Raw genomic sequence first — 24,685 nt, 5'->3', positions numbered from 1 at the left:
AGAAAAAATCAGACAACACTGTTTTTCGCAATGACAATGGGATAGTTGGCGTGGCCCATCATGGTGCGGCCCGGCAGTAGCTCTACGTGTTTGTCAGTAATGACATGGGCCAGCCGTGCGTTCCGTCGGACGCAGGTGCCCCGGAACAGGATGCAGCCCTGCACTTCCGCTCCCCTTTCCACCGTGACGCCAGGGAACAGAATGGAATTGACCACGGTGCCCTCAATGCGGCAGCCCTCGGCCACCAGAGAGTTCAGGCACACACCGTCCGGCCCGATGTAGGTGGAGGCCTTGTCGGCCCCCTTGGCCCGGATGGGCCGTTCCGGCGTAAAGAGGTCCGCCCGGATGTCTTTATCCAGAAGCTGCATGGAGCGGTCATAGTATTCCTGCACGGAGCGAATCTGCGCGGCAAAGCCGCCCCATGTGTAGCTTTGCAGGTTCAAAAGCGCCTGCTTTGCCTGCAAAACGTCCCGGCGGAAGCTGTATTGGTCATGGGCCTGACATTCGTCCACCAGTGACCGCAGCAGCTCTGTGGAGAGAATGAACACATCAAGGCTCCGGTAGCCCCGGGGCCGGTGCATATTGATGAGCACCTCCCGGATATGTCCGTCCGGGTCCTTTTCAAAGTAGGTGCCGTTTTCCGTGGCAAAGCTGTCATCCCCGCAGACAGCGGTGATATCGGCATGGGTGCGGAGATGGTGGGCGAAAATATCCGCCATAGGGAGATTGGCCACAAGGTCCCCCTCCATGAGCACCACATAGTCCTGCCGAATCTCGTCCAAGTAGTCCCGGACACCGGCCAGCGCCTCCATTTTGCCCCGGAACGGCGTTACGCCCCAGTCATGGAGATAGTTGAACGGCGGCAGCAGGTGTAGTCCGCCCCGCTTCCGGGACATATCCCACACCTTTCCGCTGCCTACATGGTCCAGCATACTCTGATACCGGCCATGGAGCACCAGCCCCACATCGGTGACGCCGGCGTTGAGCAGATTGGAAAGGGTAAAGTCCACCGCCCGGTAGCGGCCGCCGAAGGGAATGGAGGCCGCGGTGCGGCGCTCTGTCAGCTCACGGAGCTCCGGACGCTGCTCATAAGCGAAAATGATTCCATGCAGACGGTTCATTTCAGCACCTCCTTGCCGTAGCGGTCCAGCATGACGCCGGGGGCGATCTCACGGCCATCCTCCAGCGCGCAGTCCGGCGCCAGCACGGTCAGGTTCCATTTTCCACCGGGCGCGGAATCCGGCGTGCCGCCCACCCGGCATTCCCGGCCGATATGGCAGCCCTCGCCGATGATGGCGTATTCGATGACAGACCCGGCCTCCACGGTGACGCCGGGGAGAATCACGGAGTAGCTGACCCTTGCCCCCTTTTCAATGGTGACGCGGGGCGAGAGCACGGAGTTTTCCACCGTTCCCTCAATGTCGCAGCCCCGGTTGATGGCACTGTGGCTCACATGGCTGTCCCCGCCCATGTAGATAGGCGGCGCATCCACGCTGCGGGCGTAAATGGGCCACGATTCGTCGCTGAGGTCCAGACCGGAGTCCGGGGAGAGCATATCCATGTTGGCGTCCCACAGGGAGGTCAGTGTTCCCACGTCCTTCCAATAGCCCTGGAAGCGGAACGCTGCCATCCGCTGTCCGTCCGCAAGCATTTTCGGGATGACGTTTTTGCCGAAATCATTGTCGGAGGCGGGATCGGCCTCGTCCTCGGTGAGATAGCGCCGGAGGGCCTTCCACGAAAAGACGTAGATACCCATGGAGGCGAGGTTGCTTTTCGGTTCCCGGGGCTTTTCGGCAAATTCGGTGATCATATCGTTTTCATCCACCGCCATGATGCCAAAGCGGCTGGCCTCCTCCCACGGAACCTCCATGACGGAGATGGTGCAGGCGGCCTCGGCCTCCTTATGGCGGCGAAGCATTTCGGAGTAATCCATTTTATAGATGTGGTCGCCGGAGAGAATCACTACATACTCCGGCTGGTACTGGTCGATGAAGCCCATGTTCTGATAGATGGCATTGGCGGTGCCCTTGTACCACGTACCGCCCTTGCTGCCCATGTAGGGCGGCAGGATGTGAACGCCGCCGTTGCTGCTGTCAAGGTCCCACGGCTGGCCGGAGCCGATGTAGCTGTTGAGCTCCAGCGGGCGGTATTGGGTCAGCACGCCCACGGTGTCAATACCGGAATTTGTGCAGTTGGACAGGGGAAAATCAATAATGCGGAACTTGCCGCCGAAGGGTACGGCGGGCTTTGCCATGGCACCGGTGAGGACATAGAGGCGGCTGCCCTGTCCGCCGGCCAGCAGCATGGCGATACATTCTTTTTTCACGGGTGTACCAGCTCCTTTTTCCTGTTTTCTGCGAATCAAATTTATTTTGGAGAAACGGCCCGCTGATAGAGGGGCCGCCGGGAAGCGCGAGAATTGTGCCTAACACTTGGACTTTTGCGCCGCCGCAGCGTGAGAGGCTGCCTTTTTCTGTGGCTTTTCCGGGAGTTGCCCCTCCCCCCGGAGGAACACCGCGCCGAAGGCGGGGATTTTCAAAAGGGCGGAGTGAGGCCTGCCGTGGGAGGGCACAGATTCCACTGCGACAGGTATCTTGACAGGTGTAAAGCCGCTGCCGCCGAATTCCGGCGCGTCCGTGGTGAATACGGGAACGTATTGACGCCGGGGCGGAACGCCCACCCGGTAATCGGCGTAATCGTTGGGGGAAAAGTTCACGGCGCACAGCAGCTCGTTTCCCGCCCGGTCCCGGCGAAGGAACACGATGACGTTATTGTGGTTATCGTCCGGCACCAGCCACTCAAAGCCCTGCCAGTCAAAGTCGATGTCCCACAGAGCACTCTCCGCCTTATAAAAGGCGTTGGCAGCCTTGAAAAACGCGTGGAGCTGCCGGTTTTCCTCATGCTCCAATAAGTACCAGTCCAGTTGGCCGCCGGAATCCCACTCGTGCCACTGGCCGAGCTCCGGCCCCATGAACAGCAGCTTTTTACCGGGGTGAGAGAGAAGATAGGCATAGAAGCCCCGGGTGCAGCGAAGCTGATTTTCATAGTCGCCCGGCATCTTCCCTACCACGCTGCCCTTCATGTGCACCACCTCGTCATGGGAGATGGGCAGCACGTAGTTTTCGGAAAAGGCGTACATCATGGAAAACGTCAGGTCCCGGTGGTGGTCCTGCCGGAACCACGGGTCCAGCTTTAAATAGTGGCAGATGTCATTCATCCACCCCATGTTCCACTTGAGGTTGAAGCCGAGGCCGCCGATATCGGCGGGCTTTGTCACCAGCGGCCACGCCGTGGATTCCTCGGCGATCATCAGCACGTTGGGGTCCACAGAAAACGCCGTGGTGTTGAGCCTTCGCAGAAAGTCAATGGCCTCTAAATTTTCCTTGCCGCCGTGGAGATTGGGCGTCCACTGCCCCGCTTCCCGGCCATAGTCCAGATACAGCATGGAGGCTACGGCGTCCACCCGGAGGCCGTCGATATGATACATTTCCAGCCAGAACCGGGCGGAGGAAAGGAGAAAGCTCACCACCTCCGGCCTGCCATAGTCAAAGACACGGGTGCCCCAGCCGTTGTGCTCCCGCTTTTTCGGGTCGGTATATTCGTAGCAGCACGTACCGTCAAATTCGTACAGGCCCTGCTCATCCTTGCAGAAGTGGGCCGGCACCCAGTCCAGAATCACGGAAATGCCCTGACTGTGGAGATGGTCCACGAACCACATGAAGTCCTCCGGCGTACCAAAACGGGAGGTGGGGGCAAAATACCCCGTGCACTGATAGCCCCAGGAATCGTCCAGCGGGTGCTCCGTCACCGGCAGCAGCTCCACGGCATTGTAGCCCATGTCGGAGACATAGGCCGCCAGCTGCCGGGCCATGTCCCGGTAATCAAGAAAGTCGCCGTTTTTATGCCTGCGCCACGAGCCGAGATGCACCTCGTAAATGTTCAGCGGCCGGTGGTACACCGGCTGCTTGGCACGGCGGAAGGCATCGTCTGTCCAGTGAAAATGCTCAATGTCATAGAGCTTGCTGGCGGTGCCGGGGCGGGTCTCCGTGTGGAAACCGTAGGGGTCGGCCTTGTAGCGCACAGCCCCGTCCGCGCCGGTCACGGCGTATTTATAGGCGGTATAGACTGGCAGATCCGGGATAAAGCCCTGCCAGAACTCCCCCTTGGGGGCAAGGGCGTTGGCCCCCGTGTCCCAGCCGTTGAAGTCCCCCACCACGGAAACGGCCCGGGCGTGGGGAGCCCAGACGTTGAACCACCAGCCGTGGACGCCGCCCTCCGTAGCGGGATGGGCGCCGAACAGCTGCCAGCCATCCGTCAGGCGGCCGCTGTGGTATAACTGTGTCTGGTCCATGGGCAGACCTCCTGTTCTCAAGGCCGCAAAACGTTTGCGTCAGCGAACTGACCGCGCGCCGCGGGCCCTGATTTCTGATACTTTATTATACCGCCCGGGGGTCGGAAGCGTCAAGGCGGGAGGCTGTCGAAAAGCATAGAAGGAATTTGGAGGATATGTCACCGGATTTTGCCGGGGCCTGTATTTTCTTGTGCGCTTCGCCAATGCACATTCGCCTGCGGGTCTGTTAAGATGAAAACAAATGTCCGTGGAATTTCCCTCCGGCCAACGGCGCCGGAGGCCGGGAGGCTGCAATGGGTACAGTTTTGACGCAATTTACCGTGGACGGTGTGGCGCTGTGGGTAGTGCTGCTGATCTGCGGCGGCGTGTTTTTGGGGTCATTTATGGACGCCATCGCCGGGGGCGGCGGTATCATCACCGTTCCCACCTATCTGATGGGGCTTTCGGACTTCCCTATTTACAACGCGCTGGGGACCAATAAGCTGTCCTCCGGCATCGGCACCGTTTTTTCCACGGTGCGGTTCATCCGGCAGGGCTATGTGGACTGGGCGCTGTTCGCCCCGGCCATCGTGCTGGCGCTGGGCGGCTCTGTGTGCGGAACGTGGCTCCAGCACCACACTCCGGCGGTGGTGCTGAAGTATTTGCTGCTGCTGGTGCTGCCGGTGGTGGCGTTCATCACGCTGCGGACCCGCAAATGGCCGGACGAGCCGGAGCCGCTGGACCCAAGGCTCCGCCGCCTCATTGTCTGGGCCGCCGCCTTTGTCATCGGCGGGTATGACGGCTACTACGGTCCCGGAACGGGGACGTTCCTGATGATCATTTTCGTCCGCTTTGCCAGGCTGGATACCCGCCATGCGGCCGGCGGCGTGAAGGTCATCAATCTTTCCAGTAACCTCGGCAGCCTGTTTACGGCGCTGCGGGCCGGATATGTACTGGTGGGCGTGGGACTGATCTCCGCCGTGGCGGCGATTTTGGGCCATTACATCGGCGCGGGGCTGGCCATTAAAAACGGCAGCAAAATCGTGAAGCCCACGGTGATTCTGGTTTTGCTGCTGCTGACGGTAAAGGTGGGGAGCGAGCTGCTGTTCCCTGAATTTTGGAATTGAGTATGGAGGCGCTTTCGATGAACGGAAAAAAGACCATCGGCATTTTGGGCGGCATGGGCCCTCTGGCTACCGCAGACCTGTTTGAAAAGATCACGCTGCTGACGAAGGCGGAGACGGACCGAGACCACATCCGGGTGTATATCGACAGCAACACCAATATCCCGGACCGCACCGCCGCTATTTTGAACGGCGGCGCCGACCCGGTGCCGGAAATGGCGGACGCGCTGAAGCATTTGGAGCAGTGCGGCGCGGACTGCGTCATCATGCCCTGCAACACGGCTCACTATTTTCTACCCCGGCTTCAGGCCATGACGAAGCTGCCGTTTCTCAGCATCCTCACCGCCGCGGCGGAAGCCTGCGCCCGGCAGTTCCCCGGAAGGACCGTCGGAATTCTGGCGACCCGGGGTACGCTGGCGGCTGGCCTCTATCAGCAGGCGCTGGCGGTGCAGGGCGTAGAATACCTTGTCCCGGACGAAGCGGAGCAGGACGCATTGATGCGCGTTATCTATGACGGGGTAAAGGCCGGACGGGGGCCGGAGGTCTACGGCCCGGTGTTCCGCGCTGTGACGGAGGGCATGGCAGCCCGGGGTGCGGAGGTATTTTTGCTGGGCTGCACAGAGCTGCCGATGGCGGCGGCAGGCGCCGGTCTGACAGCCCCCACCGTTGACCCCACGGCGGAGCTTGCCAAGGCGGCCATTCGCTTTTGCGGCTTTTCCGTGCGGACAGATAAGGACTGAAGCGCTCTTTCACAAGTTAAATTGACGGAGCAATGTAAAAATATTGTTTCGATTTGTGTCAAATCACCAAGATTTTTGGCAATATCTTTACAAACATCGGCTTGTTTTGTATAATAAACCTATTATTCCAAATTTCTGCGAATTTTTTAGAGGGAGCGACTTTATGGAAAAGAAAAAGATGGGTCTGCCGATGCAGATATTCTTAGCCCTGATTTTTGGCATCGTGGTGGGTTTGGTGCTGTATTTTGCAGGCGCCGCAGAGTTCACCACCAGTTACCTCAAGCCGTTCGGTGATATTTTCGTAAACCTGCTGAAGTTCATTGTGGTGCCGGTGGTGCTGTTCTCCATGATCGACGGTATCATCTCCATGGGCGACATGAAGAAGGTCGGCTCCGTGGGCTGGAAGACAGTGGCCTACTTCATGGTCACCACCGCCATCGCCTGCGTCATCGGCCTTGTGCTGGCTACGCTGTTCAACAACGCAGGCCTGTTCCCCAACCTTGCCGAAGCGGCGCAGTCCGCCGAGTATGAGGCCAAGGAGTACGCGGGCTTCATGAGCACGCTGGTGTCCATCTTCCCCACGAATATGTGGAAGTCCTTCACGGAGGCCAATATGCTGCAGGTCATTGTCATTGCCCTGCTGTTTGGCGGCGCTATCATGGCGGCCGGCGAGAAGGCCAAGCTGTGCCGGGATATTGTTACCTCCTTCTACGCGGTCATTGACAAGCTGATGACCTTCGTGATTTCCCTTGCCCCCATCGGCGTGTTTGCCTACATGAGCTGGGTGGTAGCCACACAGGGCGCGGCGATTCTCGGCTCTTTGGCGCTGGTGATTCTCTGCGCTTACATCGGCTACATGATTCACGCCGTGGTGGTGTATTCCGTTTCCGCCCGCGTGTTTGCCGGCATCAGCCCGTGGGCCTTTTTCAAGGGCGCTTCTGCCGCGATGATCTTCGCGTTCACCTCTACCTCCTCTGCCGCAACGCTGCCGGTATCCAAGGAGTGCGCTGCCGATATGGGTGCGGAGGATGACATTGCTGCCTTCGTGCTGCCGCTGGGCGCGACCATCAACATGGATGGTACGGCCATCTATCAGTGTGTGGCGACGGTGTTCCTTGCCACCTGTGCCGGTATGCACCTGACGCTGGGCCAGATGGTTCTGGTAGTCGTTACGGCAACTCTGGCCTCTATCGGTACGGCGGGCGTGTCCGGCGCCGGCATGATCATGCTGGCCATGGTGCTGGAGGCCATCGGCATTCCTGTGGCGTACATCGGCCTTATTGTGGCGGTGGACCGTCTGTTCGACATGGGCCGTACCTGCCTGAATGTCACCGGTGATATTGCCTGCACCCTCTGTGTGACCAAGTGGGAGAGCAAGAAGTAAAGAAAGCTGCATGATAAAAAAGCGGACCGCTGTGCGGTCCGCTTTTTTTATCTCATTGCTGCACAGCCTTTACCGGCTGCCCCGGCTGAGGCGTATGGCTTCCCGGGTGTAGCTCACCGTCAGCACGGCCCAGACCAGCAGAACCACGGTGCTGGGCAGGATGCCGTAATGGAAGACCATGTTTCCCAGAAACAGCACGATCCAGCAATAGGGGCAAAACTTATTCAACGTGGTATACGCCTTGTAGCTGGCCTGACCGATCTGGCGGCGCTCCGCCTCATCACAGCTTTCCCACCAGCGCTCCTGAAACTTCATATCGTAGACGCTGCCCCGCTTCTCCGGGTTAATCTCCTTGGTGAGATCCACAGTCTTCTGCTGAAGCAGAATCGACAGTGCAATGACAACCAAAAAAATCGCCAGCAGTGGAATCATGGCGCTGTCGACCTCCTGCGGCAGATAAACGATTCCGGCATTGAAAAAGAAGAAGCTGGCGATCACCGTCAGGCTGTCCAGCAGCAGTGTCAGGCTCAAGCGTTCCTCTGCGCGCTGAATGACGTCCTCGTTTTCGCTATCCCAGCTGCGGAAGGCGGTTCTGGCACGGCGGTACTGGTAGAATCCGCTGCCCAGCAGCACGGTGGCGCATAGGGCCATGGCCCACGGGGATGCGGTGCTCAGCAGCCGGGTAATGGCCGCGCCCAGTTCCTCGCCCTTCAGGAAATACCCGGCCGCGCCGGATAATCCGCCCAGCACACCGCCGACGAGACTGGCAATCACTAAAATGCCTAAAAATTTCGGAAGCGCCTTTTGATTTTCACTTTTCTGCTTCATGCTTATCCTCCTCATAGCTGAAAATGTCCTCCACGGACACCTGACAGAGCTTTGCCAGCTTCAGCGCCAGCGTGACGGACGGGGAATAATCGCCCCGCTCGATCTGGCTGATGGTCTGCCGGGATACCCCGGCCAGCCGGCCCATTTCCTGCTGATTGACGCCCAGACGGGCGCGGTATTCCTTCAATCGGTTGTACAGGGGCATGGCCGCCCTCCTTTCTGCTAAGTGCGCTTGTCAAAATGACAAGTATCATTGTCAAAACGGATGATAGCACTGACAAGGAAACTTGTCAAGCTAAAATTTGCGCGGCAGAGAAAAAATTAGCGATGAGAGACAAAAAAGTGCCCGATAAATATAGATTTCGGCGGAAATAGCATTGCGAACCGCGGGGTAAACTGATATAATATAATAACCTATCGGTAAAACCCAGGGTTGTCTTTCGGGCAGCAAATTTTTCGCGATGGTAAGGTAAGGATATGCACGGGAAACCTGGGAGTGGCGTCCTGCGCTGCTTCCATCAAGAATATTCAGAACGTTTGAAACGCTCTGAAATTGTACAGCGGGCGAAATTTTTTTGGCACGCTGATACGGGACCCGGCGGGCCGGGCCTGATAAAAAACGAGGTAATGCATGAATAATAAAAAGCTATCCCGTCTTTTGGAACCAAATCTGAAGTTCTATTTCTTTTTCATGCTGCTGTTCGTGGCGGCGGCAGTCCCGGTGAGCTGGAAGCTGGCCGTGCTGGAGGCTGCGGTGACGGCGCTGCTGTATGTCTACTTCCGCCAGAATAACCAGAAGCGGCGGCAGGGCGTTTTGCAGTATATCGACTCTGTGACCGGCAGCGTGGATACCGCCAGCAAGTCCACTCTTATCAACTCCCCCCTCCCTACGCTGGTGTTCCGGCCGGACACCGGGGAGATCATCTGGAGCAACGAGAGCTTTCTGCAGTTAGCCGGCGTCCGGGAGCATCTGTTTGAAATGCGGCTTTCCGAGGCTGTGCCGGAGTTCCAGACCCAGTGGCTTCTCAGCGGCAAGCAGGAAAGCCCGGAGCGGGTGACCATGAACAACCGCCGCTTCCGGGTGTACGGCAGTCTGGTGCGCTCCCGGAGCAAGGGCGGCGCACAGAGCATGGTGGCGACAACCTATTGGGTGGAAACCACGGAGGCCGACCGCCTGAAGGATGTTTACGAGGCCAGCCGCCCGGTGGCGGCGATTCTGATGCTGGATAATTACGAGGATCTGATGAAGGCCTGTGAGGACACCCAGCGCAGCGCCGTGCTGGCGCAGATCGATGAAAAGCTCCGCACATGGGCGGAGGCCGGACACGGCATTCTGCTGAAAACGGACCGGGACCATTACCTGTTCCTGTTTGAGGAGCAGTATTTCCAGCATTTTGTAGACGAGAAGTTTTCCATTCTCGATACGGTCCGGGCCATTAAGGTAACGGAGAGCACGAGTCCCACGCTCTCTATCGGCATCGGCAAGGACTCCCCCAGCATTCCGGAGCTGTATAAAAATGCCAAGCTGTCGCTGGAAATGGCCCAGAGCCGGGGCGGTGATCAGGCTGTGGTCCGCAATCAGGTGGACTTCGCGTTCTACGGCGGACGGAGCAAGTCCACGGAAAAACGGACGAAGGTGAAGTCCCGGGTCATGGCCAATGCCCTCCGGGAGCTGATGAATGACGCTGGCGAGGTCTATGTCATGGGCCACGCCTTTGCGGATATGGACGCCGTGGGCGCGGCGGCGGGCATCTGCTGCGCCGCCCGAAAGCGGGGCAAAACAGCGCATATCGTCATTGATGGGAATCATACCGCCGCTGTGCCCCTGCTGAAAAAGCTGGGCGCGCTGCCGGAATACGAAAACGTATTTCTGACACCGGCGGACGCCTTTTTGCAGATGCGGGCGGACACATTGCTGGTGGTGGTGGACACCAACCGGCCGGACATGGTGGAAAGCCCCCAGCTTTTGGAGTCCTGCAACCGGGTGGCGGTCATCGACCATCACCGCCGCGCCGCCAGCTACATAGAAAACGCCGCGTTCAGCTTCCACGAGCCGTATGCCTCCTCGGCCTGCGAGCTGGTGACGGAGCTGCTGCAATATCTGGTGGAGCCCGCCGACCTTCTGCGGGAGGAGGCGGAGGCCCTGCTGGCCGGTGTTGTGCTGGACACGAAGCACTTTACCCAGCGAACCGGCGGGCGGACATTTGAGGCGGCGGCGTTCCTGCGCCGCGCCGGGGCCGACACGGCGGAGGTCCAGCGGCTGTTCCAGAATGACCTCAAGGACATGGTGACAAAATACGATATTATCCGCCGGGCGGAAATGTACCGGGAGAATATCGCCGTTGCCGTGGTGGAGGAGCCGGGTGTGGACCGCGTGGCGGCGGCACAGGCGGCGGACGAGCTGCTGACGCTCAAGGGCGTGCAGGCGTCCTTCGTCATTTACGCCGCAGACGGTGCGGTGCTGATCTCCGCCCGCTCCCTGGGCGAGATCAATGTGCAGGTAATCTTGGAGGCGCTGGGCGGCGGCGGAAACTCCACCACCGCAGGCGGCCGTGTGGAGGATTCCGACCCGGAGAGCGTCCGCCAGCAGCTCATTGGCGTGCTGGACGCTTACTTTGAAAAGTGAGGTGGCCTATGAAGGCGTTTTTGAAGGCGTATGTGGTCTGCCTGATCCTGATGGAGGTATTTATCTTCTTTGGTGGGTGGATGCTGTTTGATCTCAGAGGTACCGGCATCTATCGGGCAGGCGCTGTGATCGCACTGATTCTGGCGATTGCTGTCTGCGCGTGGAGCAGCACGGCACAAAAGGTCGAAGCGCTGGAAGCGGAGCTTCAGGAGTTAAAAAAGCAAATCAATTCGGAACCATCAGAAAGTGAGGATATATAACATGAAAGTGATTTTACAGCAGGACGTGAAGGGTCAGGGCAAGAAGGGCGAGATGATCGAGGTCTCCGAGGGCTACGGCCGGAACTTCCTCCTGCCCCGGAAGCTGGCGATTCCCGCCACGGCGGACGCCATCAACACCATGAACCTGAAGGAAAAGGCCCGGAAGGCCGAGGAGGCCCGGCTGAAGGCCGAGGCACAGGAGATCGCCGGTAAGCTGGAAAATTGCCCGGTGAAGCTCAGCGCCAAGGCCGGCAACGGCGGCAAGCTGTTCGGTGCCGTGACCACCAAGGAAATTTCCGAGGGCCTGAAGACCCAGTACGGCGTGGACATCCCCAAGCAGAAGCTGGTGCTGGACGAGCCCATCAAAGCCTACGGCAGCTATCAGGTAAAGGCTAAGCTGGGCTTTGAGGTCAGCGGCACGGTGTATGTCACCGTCTGCGAGGAGAAGTAAGACTAATTCAAGGGGGATCAGGATACACCGTCGCGGCAATACGATTTGCAGTCTCTATGATAAGACTGCAAATCGTGCCGCATCCTCGAAACAGCCTTGCTTATTCCGCCACTGGCGGCGCTGCGGCGGTTTCCCCTTGAGCAACCCCCGCACCAGTGAGATCCACTCACTGGTGAGCGCTGCCCAAGGCAGCTGAGTCAATGTATTTTTGTCAGGTACGCGCCCTGACAAAAATGATTGTATGTCTAACTTGTGCTTCCGGGGAAGCGGAAAGGAGAGCACCGTGGCAAATGAAGACCTGCTTTTGCGGCAGATGCCCCACTCCTTAGAGGGGGAACAGGCGGTCCTTGGCTCCATGCTCATTGATGAGGGCTGTGTCAAGGAGGTAATGGATAAGCTGGTGCCCTCGGATTTTTACCTCCGCCAGAACCGGGAGATATTCGAGACCATTTACACCATGTTCACCTATGCCCGGCCCATTGACGGTATCACCGTCTGCGAGGAAATGCGGAAGGCCGGGACCTACGATGAAAATACCACCCGCTCCTACCTGGCGCAGCTCATGGAGATCACGCCCACCAGTGCCAACGTCATGGAGTATGTGGCCATTGTGCGGGACAAAGCGCTGCTGCGGGGCGTAGCCCAGGCGGCAGGCGAGATCACGGCGCTGGTGCAGGAGGGAATCGGTGAGGCGGGCGAAATTTTGGAGGCCGCCGAGCAGAAAATCTATGCCGTGCGCCGGGGCCAGAGCGCGCAGGACATGGTGCCGCTGCGGATGGTGCTACCGGAGGTGCTGGACCGCCTCAGCGAAATGAGCGAGAGCGAAAGCCGCCTGCCGGGACTTTCCACCGGCCTTTCCGCCGTGGACCGCAAAATCACGGGTCTGAACAAGTCCGACCTGATTTTGCTGGCGGCCCGACCCGGTATGGGCAAAACATCCTTTGCACTGAATGTGGCGCTGAACGTGGCAAAGTCGGAGAAAAAGACCGTGGCCGTGTTCTCTCTGGAAATGTCCCGGGAGCAGCTGGCCACCCGGCTTTTAAGCTCCGAAGCCTGCGTGGAGAGCGGGCGGCTGCGGACCGGCTCCCTCCGGGAAACGGACTGGGAAAAGATCGCGGCGGCGGCCAGTGTATTGAACAAGGTGGACATCCGAATCGATGATAACCCCATGCTGTCCGTGGCGGATATGAACGCCAAGTGCCGCCGCATCGACGGGCTGGCGCTGGTGGTCATCGACTATTTGCAGTTGATGACCTCCGCCTCCGGCAATAACCGGGGCGGCGAGAACCGGCAGCAGATGGTCAGCGATATGTCCCGTATGCTGAAGATCATGGCAAAGGAACTGAACGTGCCGGTGATCTGTCTGAGCCAGTTGTCCCGTGCCAACGAAAAGCGGGATGATAAGCGGCCCATGCTCTCTGACCTGCGCGAATCCGGCGCCATCGAGCAGGATGCGGATATTGTGCTGTTTTTGTACCGGGACGATTACTATAATGAAGATTCCGAAAAGCGGAACATTGCCGAGTGCATCGTGGCGAAGAACCGCCATGGCGAGACCGGCAAGGTGGAGCTGCGGTGGATGCCCGAGTACACCACTTTTGCCACGCTGGAAAACCGATATGACGAGGACGAATGAGCCTGACTTTTTCCTGCCGGAGCGGGGCGCGCTGTGCGCGGTTTCCGGCGGGCTGGACTCCATGTGCCTTTTGACCATGGCGGTCCAATGGGGACAGGCACAGGGACGGCGGGTCGCTGCCGCCCACTTTAACCATCAACTGCGGGGTGGGGACGCCGACCGGGACGAGCGGTTTGTCCGGGACTGGTGCGCCGCCTATGCTATTCCCTTTTTCGCCGGCCGGGGCGATGTCCGGGCCAAGGCGGAACGGGAGGGGCTTTCCGTTGAGGAGGCCGCCCGGACACTGCGGTATGCCTTTTTGGAGGAGGTGCGGCAGCGGGAGGGCTTTGACTGTATCCTGACCGCCCACCATGCCGATGACAGCGCCGAGACCATGCTGCTGAATTTGCTGCGGGGCACGGGGCTCCGGGGCCTTACCGGTATTCCGCCGGTGCGGGGAAGAATCCGGCGTCCGCTACTGGGGATGACCCGGGCGGAGCTGGCGCGGTATGCAGAGGCGCATCACGTTCCCCATGTGGAGGACGCTACCAATGAAAAGGACGATATGACCCGCAATCTCCTGCGGCACCGGGTAATGCCGGTGCTGCGGGCAGCCAATCCCCGGGCCGTGGAGAACATGGCCCGAACGGCGGCGTTGCTGGCGGCGGACGAGGCGGCGCTCCATGAAGCGGCGGAGATACTGCTGAAAAAAGCGGAACTGGTACCCGGCGTGTCCGCCGCGCTGCCTGTGTCGGCGCTGGACAGCACCCCGGAGGCGGTGCGGAGCCGGGCGGTACAGATTGCTATTGCCGCCGTGGCGGGCCGGGAAAAGGACATCGGCTATCTCCATGTGCACTCCGTGCTGGAGTTGGAGCGAGGACAGGTTTCCCTTCCCTACGGCGTTATCGCGGTGCGGGAGGGGGAAACGCTGCGGCTGCTGCGGCAGGCGGAGCCCCTGGCGTCACAGCGCATTCTGCCGGGGCAGACTGTTTTCTTCGGCCCCTGGCGGGTAAGAATAGCGGCGGACACAGATGAGGGTCTTCCCCTCTCCGTTCCTCCCGGCGCGGCGTTGAGCGTGACGGGCTGGGAGGCGCGGGACCGGCTGAACGGAAGAACGCTCAAGAGGCTCTGCGCGGACCGGGGAATTTCCCCGATGGAGCGGGATGCTTTGCCGGTGCTGCGGGTGAACGGACGGGCCGCGGCGGTCCCCGGATTTGAAGCGGAAGCGGATTTTGCGCCGGGCCGGCATGAAATGCCGGTGCGGGCAGTATTTTTGAAAGAGACAGAGGAGAATGAGCATGACGAGTGAGATGGAAAAGGATATCCTGAAGGTATTGGTATCCGAGGAGGAGCTGAAAAAGCGGGTGCAGGAGCTGGGCGCACAGCTCCATGAGAAGTATCAGGGCCACAGACCCCTGTTTTTAGGCGTTCTGAAGGGCTCCTTCATCTTCATGGCCGATCTGGTGCGGGCCACGCAGATCATGTGCGACATTGAGTTCATGTCCGTCAGCTCGTATCAGAACGGCACGGTGTCCAGCGGACGGGTGCAGATTCGCCACGATCTTCAGCAGGACGTTACCGGCCGTGAGATCGTCATTGTGGAGGACATTCTCGATTCCGGCAACACGCTGGCTTTCTTGAAGAACTATCTTCTGGCAAAGGGCGCCAAGAGCATTTCCATCGTGACGCTGCTGGATAAGCCCGCCCGACGGGAAAAAGCGGTAAGCGCGGACCTGTCCGGCTTTGTGGTGCCGGACGAATTTGTGGTGGGCTACGGACTGGACTATGCCCAGCTCTACCGCAACCTGCCCTATATCGGCGTACTGAAGCCGCAGGTTTACGAAAAGGCGTAAGACTCAAACAAAACGGAAGGGGGGCGCATGACCCCAATGGGAAAGAAAAGGCCCGGCATCGGCATTTTGCCGCTGCTGATGATCGTATTTTTGTGCATTAGCTGGCTGACAGCCCTGAACCGGCAGGACGAGATGACCTATGACCAGATGGTGCAGCTTTTTGAGCAGCAGAAGGTGGAGTCCTTCCAGTTCACGGATTCCAGCACGCTGGTGATGCAACTTCATGACGGAAGCACGGCCCGCTGCCGCATTCATGACTATACCCTTTTTTACAATGACCTCAATGATTTGGTAAAGGAGCAGAAGGCCGCGGGCATCCTGACCTCCTACAGCTATCCCCCGCCGGATGGAACGGATTGGCTGGAGATCATTCTGCCCTACGTGGTAATGGCGGTGGTGTTCGGCGCCATGTGGTACATGATGAGTGTCCGGGCGCAGGGCGGCATGGGGCCGGACCGCATGGCAAAATTCGGCTCCGCACAAATCAGAACGCTGAACGATCAGGATAAGAAGGTCACGTTTGACGATGTGGCCGGCGCCGATGAGGAAAAGGCGGAGCTTCAGGAGATCGTGGAGTTTTTGAAGGACCCCAAGAAGTATATCGACTTGGGCGCCCGAATCCCCAAGGGCGTACTGCTGGTAGGCCCTCCGGGCACCGGCAAGACGCTGCTGGCCAAGGCTGTCGCCGGAGAGGCCGGCGTGGGCTTTTTGTCCATTTCCGGCTCCGACTTTGTGGAGCTGTACGTGGGCGTGGGCGCAAGCCGCGTCCGGGACCTTTTTGAACAGGCGAAAAAGCAGTCCCCGGCCATTGTGTTCATCGACGAGATCGACGCCGTGGGCCGCCAGAGAGGCACGGGCCTCGGCGGCGGACATGACGAGCGGGAGCAGACGCTCAACCAGCTTCTGGTGGAGATGGACGGCTTTGCTGCCAATGAGGGCGTGGTGGTCCTTGCTGCCACGAACCGGGCGGATGTACTGGACCCTGCCCTGCTGCGTCCGGGCCGCTTTGACCGGCAGATCTATGTGGGCCTGCCGGACATCAAGGGCCGGGAGGAAATTCTGAAGGTCCACGCCAAGGGTAAGCCTCTGGCGGAGGATGTGGATCTGAGCTGTCTGGCTCGGGGCACCGCCGGCTTTACCGGCGCGGATCTGGAAAATCTCATCAACGAGGGCGCGCTGCTGGCCGCACGGAAAAATCAGCACTTTATCACCATGCAGGATCTGAAGGACGCGGAGATCAAGGTCATCGCCGGTCCTGAGAAAAAGAGCCGGGTCATCCCGGAGCATGAGCGGGAATTGACTGCCTATCACGAGGCGGGCCATGCCGTTGTGATGCACGCTCTGCCGGGGCAGGACCCGGTGAGCCAGATCACCATTGTCCCCCGGGGACAGGCGGGCGGCATGACCGTTTCTCTGCCGGAGGAGGACCGTTCCTACCTCTCCAAGCACTATATGGAGGACCAGATCGTGGGTCTGCTGGGCGGCCGCGTGGCGGAGAAGCTGTGTCTTGGGGATATTTCCACCGGGGCCAGTAACGATATTCAGCGGGCCACGGCTATCGCCCGGAAAATGGTGACGGTGTACGGTATGAGCGAGCGGCTGGGGACCGTGTCTTTTGACAGCGGCCATGACGAGGTGTTCATCGGCCGCACCATGGGCCACAGCCGGGGCTATTCCGAGGCCGTGGCGGCGCAGATCGATGAGGAGGTACGGGCGATCGTGGACGGTGCGTACAGCCGTTGTCAGGAAATTCTGACCGCCCAGCGGGATAAGCTGGACGCCGTGGCACACTATCTTTTAGAGCACGAGACCATGGAGCGGGAAGCGTTCCTGACCGTATTCGGCGAAACAGCGCCGGCGGAGACCGGCGCGGACGCATAAGCGGAAAGCGAGGTATTTTATGACAGGAGCGGAGCTGAAGGCGCAGGCCAGAGCGCAGCTTGGCGGCGGTATTTTTAAAAACGAGTGGCTGACAGCGCTGGCGGTATGCTTCATTGCCATGGCCATCTGCTCGGCGGCAGGCGGACTGCTGTCCGGCATCGGCGCGCTGATTTTGAGCGGCCCCATGACATACGGGGTGGCGTATGTGTTCCTCAAGCAGAGCCGGGACGGTCAGCCTATGAACGTGGCGGACGTGTTCCGGGGCTTCCCGGAGGATTTCGGGGGCACGCTGCTGCTGGGCCTGTTGAGCAGCCTTTTTACGTTCCTGTGGGGCTTGCTGCTGGTGGTTCCCGGTATCGTGAAGGCATATTCCTATTCGCAGGCATTTTTTGTAAAAGTCGACCGCCCGGAGTATGACTGGCGGGCCTGCATGGATGAGAGCATCCAGCTGATGGACGGACATAAGATGGACCTTTTTATACTGGATCTCAGCTTTTTGGGCTGGTATATCGTGGGCGCGCTGTGCATCGGCGTGGGAACGCTGTGGGTCTATCCCTATCACATGGCCGCCCGAACGAAGTTCTACGAGGAGCTGACGCGGTATCAGATGCGGTAAAGAGGACGCCGGAGGAGCGCTGCGCCTCCGGCGCCGCATTTGGCGCGTATTCTGAAAAATTCTGCAAAAGCGCGAACGGCGGTTCGCGGCAAGGAGAGGGTATGTACTATTGGATTTTCGGCCTGCTGGGGCTGGCCGCACTGGGACTGGACCAATGGGTCAAGGCGTGGACCACGGCGCATCTGGCTTTGGGAGAGACTACTCCCCTGCTGCCGGGCCTTGTGGAGCTGATGCGGGTCCACAATTACGGCGCCGCATGGTCCAGCTTTTCAGGGCAGAAATGGCTGCTGCTGGGCGTTACCGGCGTGATCGTTCTGGCGGTGGCGTGGCTGTTGGTGCGGAAAGTGGTGCGGCATCCGGTGGGGATTCTGGCCTGCTGCCTCATCCTCTCCGGCGGCATCGGCAATATTCTCGACCGGCTGCGGCTGGGCTATGTGGTGGATATGCTGCATTTCCAGTTCTGGCCCAGCTATCCCACGTTCAACGTGGCGGATATGTGTATCGTTTCCGGCGCCGTTTTAGGGGCGGTCTACTATGTGTACCTTTATGAAAAGCATGACAGGAGGAAGCCGAATGGAGCCGATGACGCTACAGGCAACGGCTGAGGATGCGGGAAAGCGTCTGGATGCGTGGCTGGCGGAACAGACGGGGCTGAGCCGCTCCGCCCTTCAGCGCTTGGCGGAGGAGGGGCGAATCACCTCGGAGGGCCGCCCGCTGGCGAAGAATGCCCGGCTGACCGGCAGCGAGACCGTGACCGTTTCCCGGCCCGCGCCGGAGGCGATAGATGTGGTTCCTCAGAACATCCCGCTGGAGGTGGTATACGAGGACGCGGACGTCATTGTTGTCAATAAGCCCAAGGGGCTGGTGGTACACCCAGCACCGGGACACCTGGACGGTACGCTGGTCAATGCGCTGCTCTACCACTGCGGGGAGAGCCTTTCCGGCATCAACGGCGAACTGCGGCCGGGTATCGTCCACCGCATCGACCGGGATACCTCCGGCCTTATCATCGCGGCGAAAAATGACACGGCCCATGTGCGCCTCGCGGAGCAGCTTCAGGATCACACGCTGGCCCGGACCTACCGCTGCATTGTGGTGGGAGGACTCCGGGAGGACAGCGGCACGGTGGACGCGCCCATCGGCCGGTGCCCCACCGACCGAAAGAAGATGGCGGTGGTGTCCGGCGGGCGGCGGGCCGTGACCCACTGGACGGCGCTGGAGCGGTTCCCGGGGGCAACGTATGTGGAGTGCCGTCTGGAAACAGGCCGGACCCACCAGATTCGCGTTCACATGGCCTACATCGGCCATCCGATTCTGGGAGACACGGTGTACGGCAGCAAAAAAGCGGTGCCGGGCCTACAGGGTCAGTGCCTTCACGCGGTGGGTCTGCGGTTCCTCCACCCCCGCACCGGGGAGATGGTGGAGCTTTCCTGCCCGCTGCCGGAGGAGTTTGAGCGGCAGCTGAAAAAATACAGAGGTATGACATGAAAAATGCTCTGATTTCGCAATGAAATCAGAGCGTTTCTTTATTTTTTATAGGGTTCAAGCGCCTACCAGCGCCTCCATGCGGCTTGCGATATAGGGCTGCACCTCATCGTAGGGAATGTCCAGCGCGGCGGACAGCTCGCCGTATAAAAGCTGTTCCGCCTGCTTCATGAACCGCTCGTCCACCATGCCGAGACGGCGTTTTTGGGCCTCCGCCTGCGCCTGCTTGGCGTGGATGGACATGGTGAGCTGTAAAAGGCTGCGACAGCTATGCTGGCGGAGATTGGCCTGATAGAGCTGGGTCAGGGCCTGCGTGGTGGGCGCCTTGCAGACCATGGGCTGCAGCGTTGGAATGGTGTCGATGAGGGCCTCGGCCTCCTCCCGTGAGATCACGGGGCGCATGACCACCTTGCTGTTGTCCACCGGCGTATAGATCACGCCGCCTTGGTGGAGGGGCTTGAGCTGGTAATAGAGCTTGTCCTGCTTGATGCCATCCACATAGTCCTGCCGCCGGTCGATGGACAGAACGCGGCAAACGCCGGTGCTGCCATAGATCAGCAGATCGCCTGTTTGATACACGGGAAAGGGCCTCCTTTCTGAAATGAAACAATATTGTGGTAATTTAACTTAATTTTACCATATTTTTTGCAAATATGGCAAGAATAATTCACACTTCAAGAAAAAATCTCTGTTTTTCTGAAAATGGACGGTGAATTTTTGGGCAAAAATACAAGAAAGCAACAAGAAAATCCGTAAAACAGGGAAAAGCCGCTGCGGCAGTTCCTGTTTTACGGATTTTTTCATAATGTGGAAACAATGTCCCGAACCAGCCGGGCGGTCATGCCCCAGACAGCGTGGCCGTTATACGTCCAGACTGGGACCTCGACCCTGCCGTGGTCCCACGGATAGCTCCGGGGGATGCCCACGGTCTCGTAGGGAAAGTCCTTCGGCACACTGGGAATCAACTCGTAGCTGTAAAGCGCCGGGGGCGTGGCGCGGAAAAACGCCAGCGGTACGGTGAAGACCTCCGCCACCTCAGCGGGGGCGGGATGCAGCGCGGCTATCCCGGCAGCGGAGACCAGACCGAGGACAGGACGCAGCAAAAAGCCCCGCTGATTGCAGATAAAGTCCCCCCGCCCCAGTATTTGAATTTCAGAGGGCGGAATAGCCAGCTCCTCCATGGTTTCCCGCAGGGAGCAGTCTGTCGGGGACTCCCCCGGCTCCATTCGTCCGCCAGGAAAGCAGGTCTCTCCTGCCTGTCGGATGGCGGAGGCCCGGACCTCAAAGAGAAAATGCAGACCGTCCGGCTGCTCAAGCAGTGGGCAGAGCACGGCGTACTCGTGCCGGGCGCCCAACAGCGTGGGCATATGGCCGCCGTACCGGCGGCGCAGCAGCTCTAACTCCCTCATAGCAGCATCGTCAGGGCGCGCTGACGGTTGGTGATGTCCACAGCGGGGCGGCTGGGGGCGTATTCTCCATCCAGCGACCATGGCAGGTCCTCGTCCGTTTCCACATGGAGGGCGGTGACATGGCGGAAAATGAGCCCACCGGCATCATACTGCTGATTTAAAAGCGCCCAAATGAGATTTTGCAGCTCCGCGGCGTTTTTGGGATTTGGCACTAAAAGCAGCTCGAACCGGCCATCGTCCAGCACCACCTGCTCCCCGTCCAGCTTCATCATGCCGGCGATGGAGGTGGAATTGGCTACGGCGCCGAACAGGTAGTCTCCGTCCAGCCGCTCCCCATCGGCGGTGATGCGGACACGGCAGGGCCGCAGTGTGTTCAGGTCCCGGATGCCCTCCACCAGGTAGCCGAAATGGCCCAGCGCGTTTTTCATGCCCTGTGAGGCGGCGTAGGAGACCTTGGTAAACGCGCCGAAGGAGGCTACATATACAAAAATGCGCTCATCAAAGCAGCCAATGTCCAGTTGCCGGGTCTCGCCCCGGACGATGGCTTCGGCGGCCTTGGCGGGGTCAGAGGGGATTTTCAGGCTGGCGGCGAAATCGTTGGTGCTCCCTTGAGGCAGATAGCCCACAAGAGGCTGTTTTTCCAGTACTTGCAGACCGGAGATGACCTCGTTGAGCGTACCGTCCCCACCCACGGCCACCACGGTATCGTACCCGCCGCCCTCATTTTCCGCGATGCGGCGGGCATCCCCGGCAGCCGCTGTGCGGCGGATACACAGGGTATAGCCGGCGTCGCAGAAGGCGGCGGCAGCGTCATAGAGCGGCCCCCGGGGCTTGCTGCGGCCCGCCCGGGGATTGACGATCATCAGCAGCTTTTTTTCGGACATAAAGATTCCTCCCATTATGGAAGCAACGGCGTATCGGTCAAATAAAATGGTGTAAAGATTGGATAAAAATCAGTATAGCATGGGAAAATCAGGATTGCAATTCCATGGGGCGGCGTGTAGAATAAAGTTTGTATCAAGGATTTGCCGTTCCGTTTCAAAAAATGAGCGGCGGCGCGGCAGGGAGGCGGCAGATGAAGGACAAGAATAACGCGATTCGCTGGGGACTGACCGTTTTTGCGACGGTGGCCGCCATTTTGCTTTTTTATGATACCCTGTTCGGCCGCAGAGTTCTGCTGAATATCACGCGGCAGTTCCTCCGAGCCTTACAGCCGGTGATTATCGGCGGTCTGCTGGCCTATCTGCTGGCCCCGGCCATTGATTTTATTGAGGACGCGCTGTTTTCCGGGCGGCTGAAAAAGGCCCGGGAGGGCGGAAAGCTGATCTCCCGGGGCGCCCGGGCGGTGAGCCTTGTGCTGGTTTGGGTCATGATCGGGCTGCTGCTGTACCTGCTGGGCCATGTGCTGCTGCCGCAGCTCTATCAGAGTGTGGTGCAGTTGGTCTCCAGTGTGGAGACGTATTACAACACTGTCAGCGGATGGGTGGAACGCCTGCTGGAGAGCAATCCGGAGGTGGAGGCATGGGTGGCCGCCCAGATGGACACATTTTATGAGACCGCGACCGCATGGCTGAAAAGCGAGGTCATCAGCCGGACGCAGGCATTGATGATCGCCGTGTCCGGCGGCGTGCTCAGCACGGTGAACTTCCTGAAAAATCTGCTGGTGGGCGCTATCGTCTCCGTGTACTTTATGGCGACGAAGGAGCGCTGCACCGCCCATGCAAGAAAGCTGACCTACAGCCTCTTTTCAAGAGATCAGGTCTATTGGATTTTCCGGGGCGCCGCCAGAGCGGACAGCATTTTCGCCGGCTTCGTCCGGGGCAAGCTGCTGGACTCCCTTATCATCGGCGTGCTGTGCTTTATCGGCTGCTCTGTGCTGAAAATGCCCTATACGCCGCTGGTGTCCGTGTTTGTGGGCGTGACGAATGTCATCCCCTTCTTCGGACCGTTTTTGGGCGCGATTCCCAGCCTGTTCCTGATTTTACTGGTAAATCCGCTGAAGGCGCTGTATTTTCTGCTGTTTGTACTGGCGCTGCAGCAGTTGGACGGAAACGTCATCGGCCCGAAAATTCTGGGCGACAGCACGGGCCTTTCAAGCCTGTGGGTCATTATCGCCATTTTAGTGGGCGGCAGCTTTTTCGGTGTGGCGGGTATGTTCTTCGGCGTGCCGGTGTGCGCGTGCCTTTATAATCTGGTGGCCTTTATGGTGGACCGGCGTCTGGCGGAAAAGGACCTGCCGGTGGAGTCCACGCACTATACCGCGCCGCTGCCGGAGAGCGAAAAGCAGGAAAAGCTGTAGAAAAGACTTGCAATTACGGATACTATCTTGTACAATACGGCCTTGTGGGTACACTGTTAGAAAAATAACAATCAGTGCCCGCAGGGCCGTTTTTTAGCAATGCCGCCGTGCGGCGGCGCGGCTTTGGAACGGTAAGCACACTGACTCATTGCGAGCAGTGATGAAAAAGGAGAATTGTATATGAAAAAGCGGATTGCAGCACTGCTGGCGGCTTTGAGCCTCCTGAGCGCCGTACTCACCGGATGCGGGGGCGGCAGCAACGGAAACGGCGGCCAGACAGACAACAACGGGGCTACGGACGCCGTAACGGCCCGTGCCGCGGCGGGCGAGTTGAATGTCGGCATCGCCCAAGACCTCGACAGCAGCCTTGACCCTCACAAGACCGTGAAGGCGGGGACCCGTGAGGTCATGTTCAACGTATTTGAGGGTCTCTTGAAGCCCGACAGCACCGGCGACCTCAAGCCGGCTCTGGCAGAGAGCTATACCGTTTCCGATGACCATTTGCTTTATACTGTCCGTCTCCGCTCCGGCGTAAAGTTCCACAACGGACAGGACGTGACGCCGGAGGACGTGATCTGGTCCTATCAGCGCTGCGGAAATCCGGACAGTGCGGATATTATTCAGGTGGCGGCCTTTGCCGACGCGGAAATTTATCAGGAGGGCGAGAACACCGTTTGCTTCCGCCTCTCCGAGCCCAGCAACGAGTTTATCTCCTATCTGACCACGGCTGTGCTTCCCAAGGACTACACGGAGCAGGACACCGCGCCTGTAGGCACCGGCCCGTTCAAGTTTGTGTCCCGGACCGCGCAGGACTCTGTGGTGCTGGAGCGCTTTGACGATTACTGGGGTGAAAAGCCCAGTTTGAGCAAGGTGACCTACAAGATCATCGAGAACGCGGACAGCGTAGTGATGAGCCTCCAGAGCGGCGCGGTGGACCTGTTCGCCCACCTGACCGCCACACAGGTGGCGCAGCTTGGCGAGGGCTTCCATGTGGAGGAGGGCACCATGAATCTGGTGCAGGCGCTGTATCTCAACAACGCCGAGGCGCCCTTTGACGATGTGCGGGTGCGGCAGGCATTGTGCTATGCCATTGACCGCCAGCAGATTCTGGATTTGGCCTTTGACGGCTACGGCACACTGCTGGGGTCCAGTATGTATCCCGCGTTCAGCAAATATTTTGATGATTCCCTGACCGATTACTACAGCTATGACCCCGAAAAGGCCAAGGAGCTGCTGACGGAGGCCGGATACCCCAACGGCTTTGACATGGACATCATCGTGCCCAGCAACTATCAGCCCCACATGGATACCGCGCAGGTCATTGTGGAGCAGCTGAAGGCGGTGGGCGTCAACGCCACCATCCAGCCCGTCACTTGGGACAGTTGGGTCAGCGATACCTATGTGGGCCGGAACTTCCAGTCCACCGTGGTGGGCGTGGATGCTTCCACCATGACTGCCCGGGCCATGCTGGAGCGGTTCGTCTCCTCCGCCGGGAATAACTTCATCAACTACAGCGACGCGGCCTATGACGATATGTTCGCCTACGCCCAGAGCTGCTATGATGATGCGGAACAGACCGCCGTTTATAAGGACATGGAGCGCAACCTGACGGAAAACGCCGCCAATGTCTACATTCAGGATATGGCGGATCTGGTAGCGGTGCGGGACGGTATCACCGGTCCCACCTTCTACCCCATCTATGTGCTGGACCTCAGCACGATTTCCTACGAAAAATAAGAGATGAACAGCGGACGCTTTGACGCCGCTGACCCGGAAGGGAGATG

At 59.4% G+C, this 24,685-nt stretch carries 23 protein-coding genes; 15 read left to right on the top strand and 8 right to left on the bottom strand.

What is annotated here, in order from left to right:
* Window positions 1-8: 8 nt before the first annotated feature.
* The 3 genes from glgD to glgB form a co-directional block, all read right to left on the bottom strand.
* Window positions 9-1,121, bottom strand: coding sequence for a glucose-1-phosphate adenylyltransferase subunit GlgD (glgD, locus tag PY311_RS01700; RefSeq protein WP_286146944.1), 1,113 nt, complete (start codon window positions 1,119-1,121; stop codon window positions 9-11).
* Window positions 1,118-2,326: a glucose-1-phosphate adenylyltransferase gene (locus PY311_RS01695; protein ID WP_286146942.1), complete on the bottom strand. Its 1,209-nt coding sequence runs from the start codon at window positions 2,324-2,326 to the stop codon at window positions 1,118-1,120. Before PY311_RS01695 ends, glgD begins: the two co-directional genes overlap by 4 nt.
* A gap of 99 nt (window positions 2,327-2,425) precedes the next feature.
* The gene (gene glgB / locus PY311_RS01690) at window positions 2,426-4,351 is read right to left on the bottom strand and encodes a 1,4-alpha-glucan branching protein GlgB (RefSeq protein ID WP_286146941.1); all 1,926 of its coding nucleotides are present in this window, start codon (window positions 4,349-4,351) and stop codon (window positions 2,426-2,428) included.
* Window positions 4,352-4,644: 293 nt separating this feature from the next.
* On the opposite strand from glgB, the gene PY311_RS01685 reads away from it, so the two are divergent.
* The 3 genes from PY311_RS01685 (at window position 4,645) to PY311_RS01675 (ending at window position 7,578) form a co-directional block, all read left to right on the top strand.
* A complete protein-coding gene (locus PY311_RS01685) occupies window positions 4,645-5,457 on the top strand; it encodes a sulfite exporter TauE/SafE family protein (RefSeq protein ID WP_286146940.1) in 813 nt (270 codons plus the stop codon).
* Between the two features lie 17 nt (window positions 5,458-5,474).
* Complete coding sequence (gene cuyB, locus PY311_RS01680) at window positions 5,475-6,194, top strand: cysteate racemase (RefSeq protein ID WP_286146939.1); 720 nt, start codon at window positions 5,475-5,477, stop codon at window positions 6,192-6,194.
* A 163-nt stretch (window positions 6,195-6,357) separates the two neighbouring features.
* Window positions 6,358-7,578, top strand: a complete 1,221-nt coding sequence (locus PY311_RS01675; RefSeq protein WP_286146938.1) for a dicarboxylate/amino acid:cation symporter — start codon at window positions 6,358-6,360, stop codon at window positions 7,576-7,578.
* A 69-nt stretch (window positions 7,579-7,647) separates the two neighbouring features.
* Here PY311_RS01675 and PY311_RS01670 read toward each other — a convergent pair whose 3' ends face one another.
* Both PY311_RS01670 and PY311_RS01665 read right to left on the bottom strand, forming a co-directional pair.
* A complete protein-coding gene (locus PY311_RS01670) occupies window positions 7,648-8,406 on the bottom strand; it encodes a DUF3169 family protein (protein WP_286146937.1) in 759 nt (252 codons plus the stop codon).
* Entirely contained in the window at window positions 8,390-8,611 is a 222-nt protein-coding gene (locus PY311_RS01665) for a helix-turn-helix transcriptional regulator (protein WP_286146936.1), read from the bottom strand. The genes PY311_RS01670 and PY311_RS01665 overlap by 17 nt, the downstream gene beginning before the upstream one ends.
* Window positions 8,612-9,037: 426 nt before the next feature.
* On the opposite strand from PY311_RS01665, the gene PY311_RS01660 reads away from it, so the two are divergent.
* The 10 genes from PY311_RS01660 (at window position 9,038) to PY311_RS01615 (ending at window position 19,196) form a co-directional block, all read left to right on the top strand.
* Window positions 9,038-11,032 carry a DHH family phosphoesterase gene (locus PY311_RS01660; RefSeq protein ID WP_286146934.1) on the top strand — a complete coding sequence of 665 codons (1,995 nt, stop codon included), beginning with the start codon at window positions 9,038-9,040 and terminating at the stop codon, window positions 11,030-11,032.
* Between the two features lie 8 nt (window positions 11,033-11,040).
* The gene (locus PY311_RS01655) at window positions 11,041-11,292 is read left to right on the top strand and encodes a hypothetical protein (protein WP_286146933.1); all 252 of its coding nucleotides are present in this window, start codon (window positions 11,041-11,043) and stop codon (window positions 11,290-11,292) included.
* A 1-nt stretch (window position 11,293) separates the two neighbouring features.
* On the top strand, window positions 11,294-11,743 hold the full coding sequence (gene rplI / locus PY311_RS01650; RefSeq protein ID WP_286146932.1) for a 50S ribosomal protein L9: 450 nt from the start codon (window positions 11,294-11,296) through the stop codon (window positions 11,741-11,743).
* A gap of 283 nt (window positions 11,744-12,026) precedes the next feature.
* Complete coding sequence (dnaB, locus tag PY311_RS01645; RefSeq protein ID WP_286146931.1) at window positions 12,027-13,379, top strand: replicative DNA helicase; 1,353 nt, start codon at window positions 12,027-12,029, stop codon at window positions 13,377-13,379.
* A complete protein-coding gene (tilS, locus tag PY311_RS01640) occupies window positions 13,363-14,667 on the top strand; it encodes a tRNA lysidine(34) synthetase TilS (protein WP_286146930.1) in 1,305 nt (434 codons plus the stop codon). The genes dnaB and tilS overlap by 17 nt, the downstream gene beginning before the upstream one ends.
* Entirely contained in the window at window positions 14,657-15,211 is a 555-nt protein-coding gene (gene hpt, locus PY311_RS01635) for a hypoxanthine phosphoribosyltransferase (protein WP_286146929.1), read from the top strand. The genes tilS and hpt overlap by 11 nt, the downstream gene beginning before the upstream one ends.
* Before the next feature lie 36 nt (window positions 15,212-15,247).
* Entirely contained in the window at window positions 15,248-17,092 is a 1,845-nt protein-coding gene (ftsH, locus tag PY311_RS01630; protein ID WP_286146927.1) for an ATP-dependent zinc metalloprotease FtsH, read from the top strand.
* A gap of 19 nt (window positions 17,093-17,111) precedes the next feature.
* Window positions 17,112-17,708, top strand: coding sequence for a DUF975 family protein (locus PY311_RS01625; protein WP_286146926.1), 597 nt, complete (start codon window positions 17,112-17,114; stop codon window positions 17,706-17,708).
* A 101-nt stretch (window positions 17,709-17,809) separates the two neighbouring features.
* A complete protein-coding gene (gene lspA / locus PY311_RS01620; RefSeq protein ID WP_286146925.1) occupies window positions 17,810-18,313 on the top strand; it encodes a signal peptidase II in 504 nt (167 codons plus the stop codon).
* The gene (locus PY311_RS01615; RefSeq protein WP_286146924.1) at window positions 18,282-19,196 is read left to right on the top strand and encodes an RluA family pseudouridine synthase; all 915 of its coding nucleotides are present in this window, start codon (window positions 18,282-18,284) and stop codon (window positions 19,194-19,196) included. The genes lspA and PY311_RS01615 overlap by 32 nt, the downstream gene beginning before the upstream one ends.
* 54 nt (window positions 19,197-19,250) lie before the next feature.
* Here PY311_RS01615 and PY311_RS01610 read toward each other — a convergent pair whose 3' ends face one another.
* The 3 genes from PY311_RS01610 to PY311_RS01600 form a co-directional block, all read right to left on the bottom strand.
* The gene (locus tag PY311_RS01610) at window positions 19,251-19,772 is read right to left on the bottom strand and encodes a CarD family transcriptional regulator (protein WP_286146923.1); all 522 of its coding nucleotides are present in this window, start codon (window positions 19,770-19,772) and stop codon (window positions 19,251-19,253) included.
* A gap of 221 nt (window positions 19,773-19,993) precedes the next feature.
* Window positions 19,994-20,602 carry an NUDIX hydrolase gene (locus PY311_RS01605; RefSeq protein WP_286146922.1) on the bottom strand — a complete coding sequence of 203 codons (609 nt, stop codon included), beginning with the start codon at window positions 20,600-20,602 and terminating at the stop codon, window positions 19,994-19,996.
* Window positions 20,599-21,486, bottom strand: coding sequence for a diacylglycerol/lipid kinase family protein (locus tag PY311_RS01600; RefSeq protein WP_286146921.1), 888 nt, complete (start codon window positions 21,484-21,486; stop codon window positions 20,599-20,601). Before PY311_RS01600 ends, PY311_RS01605 begins: the two co-directional genes overlap by 4 nt.
* A 191-nt stretch (window positions 21,487-21,677) precedes the next feature.
* On the opposite strand from PY311_RS01600, the gene PY311_RS01595 reads away from it, so the two are divergent.
* On the top strand, window positions 21,678-22,901 hold the full coding sequence (locus PY311_RS01595) for an AI-2E family transporter (protein WP_286146920.1): 1,224 nt from the start codon (window positions 21,678-21,680) through the stop codon (window positions 22,899-22,901).
* 180 nt (window positions 22,902-23,081) lie between these two features.
* A complete protein-coding gene (locus PY311_RS01590; protein ID WP_286146919.1) occupies window positions 23,082-24,638 on the top strand; it encodes an ABC transporter substrate-binding protein in 1,557 nt (518 codons plus the stop codon).
* The last annotated feature ends 47 nt before the right edge of the window (window positions 24,639-24,685 follow it).

The organism is Neopoerus faecalis (assembly GCF_029218125.1).
Taxonomy (GTDB): Bacteria; Bacillota; Clostridia; order Oscillospirales; family Oscillospiraceae; genus Oscillibacter; species Oscillibacter faecalis_A.
Note: the sequence above shows the minus strand (reverse complement) of the source record. Positions and strands in the feature narration are given on the sequence as shown.

Coding starts and splice junctions, on each gene's coding strand:
- glgD (WP_286146944.1), bottom strand. CDS start 1,121: ATGAACCGTCTGCATGGAATCATTTTCGCTTATGAGCAGCGTCCGGAG.
- glgB (WP_286146941.1), bottom strand. CDS start 4,351: ATGGACCAGACACAGTTATACCACAGCGGCCGCCTGACGGATGGCTGG.
- PY311_RS01685 (WP_286146940.1), top strand. CDS start 4,645: ATGGGTACAGTTTTGACGCAATTTACCGTGGACGGTGTGGCGCTGTGG.
- cuyB (WP_286146939.1), top strand. CDS start 5,475: ATGAACGGAAAAAAGACCATCGGCATTTTGGGCGGCATGGGCCCTCTG.
- PY311_RS01675 (WP_286146938.1), top strand. CDS start 6,358: ATGGAAAAGAAAAAGATGGGTCTGCCGATGCAGATATTCTTAGCCCTG.
- PY311_RS01670 (WP_286146937.1), bottom strand. CDS start 8,406: ATGAAGCAGAAAAGTGAAAATCAAAAGGCGCTTCCGAAATTTTTAGGC.
- PY311_RS01665 (WP_286146936.1), bottom strand. CDS start 8,611: ATGCCCCTGTACAACCGATTGAAGGAATACCGCGCCCGTCTGGGCGTC.
- PY311_RS01660 (WP_286146934.1), top strand. CDS start 9,038: ATGAATAATAAAAAGCTATCCCGTCTTTTGGAACCAAATCTGAAGTTC.
- PY311_RS01655 (WP_286146933.1), top strand. CDS start 11,041: ATGAAGGCGTTTTTGAAGGCGTATGTGGTCTGCCTGATCCTGATGGAG.
- rplI (WP_286146932.1), top strand. CDS start 11,294: ATGAAAGTGATTTTACAGCAGGACGTGAAGGGTCAGGGCAAGAAGGGC.
- tilS (WP_286146930.1), top strand. CDS start 13,363: ATGACGAGGACGAATGAGCCTGACTTTTTCCTGCCGGAGCGGGGCGCG.
- hpt (WP_286146929.1), top strand. CDS start 14,657: ATGACGAGTGAGATGGAAAAGGATATCCTGAAGGTATTGGTATCCGAG.
- ftsH (WP_286146927.1), top strand. CDS start 15,248: ATGGGAAAGAAAAGGCCCGGCATCGGCATTTTGCCGCTGCTGATGATC.
- PY311_RS01625 (WP_286146926.1), top strand. CDS start 17,112: ATGACAGGAGCGGAGCTGAAGGCGCAGGCCAGAGCGCAGCTTGGCGGC.
- lspA (WP_286146925.1), top strand. CDS start 17,810: ATGTACTATTGGATTTTCGGCCTGCTGGGGCTGGCCGCACTGGGACTG.
- PY311_RS01615 (WP_286146924.1), top strand. CDS start 18,282: ATGGAGCCGATGACGCTACAGGCAACGGCTGAGGATGCGGGAAAGCGT.
- PY311_RS01605 (WP_286146922.1), bottom strand. CDS start 20,602: ATGAGGGAGTTAGAGCTGCTGCGCCGCCGGTACGGCGGCCATATGCCC.
- PY311_RS01600 (WP_286146921.1), bottom strand. CDS start 21,486: ATGTCCGAAAAAAAGCTGCTGATGATCGTCAATCCCCGGGCGGGCCGC.
- PY311_RS01595 (WP_286146920.1), top strand. CDS start 21,678: ATGAAGGACAAGAATAACGCGATTCGCTGGGGACTGACCGTTTTTGCG.
- PY311_RS01590 (WP_286146919.1), top strand. CDS start 23,082: ATGAAAAAGCGGATTGCAGCACTGCTGGCGGCTTTGAGCCTCCTGAGC.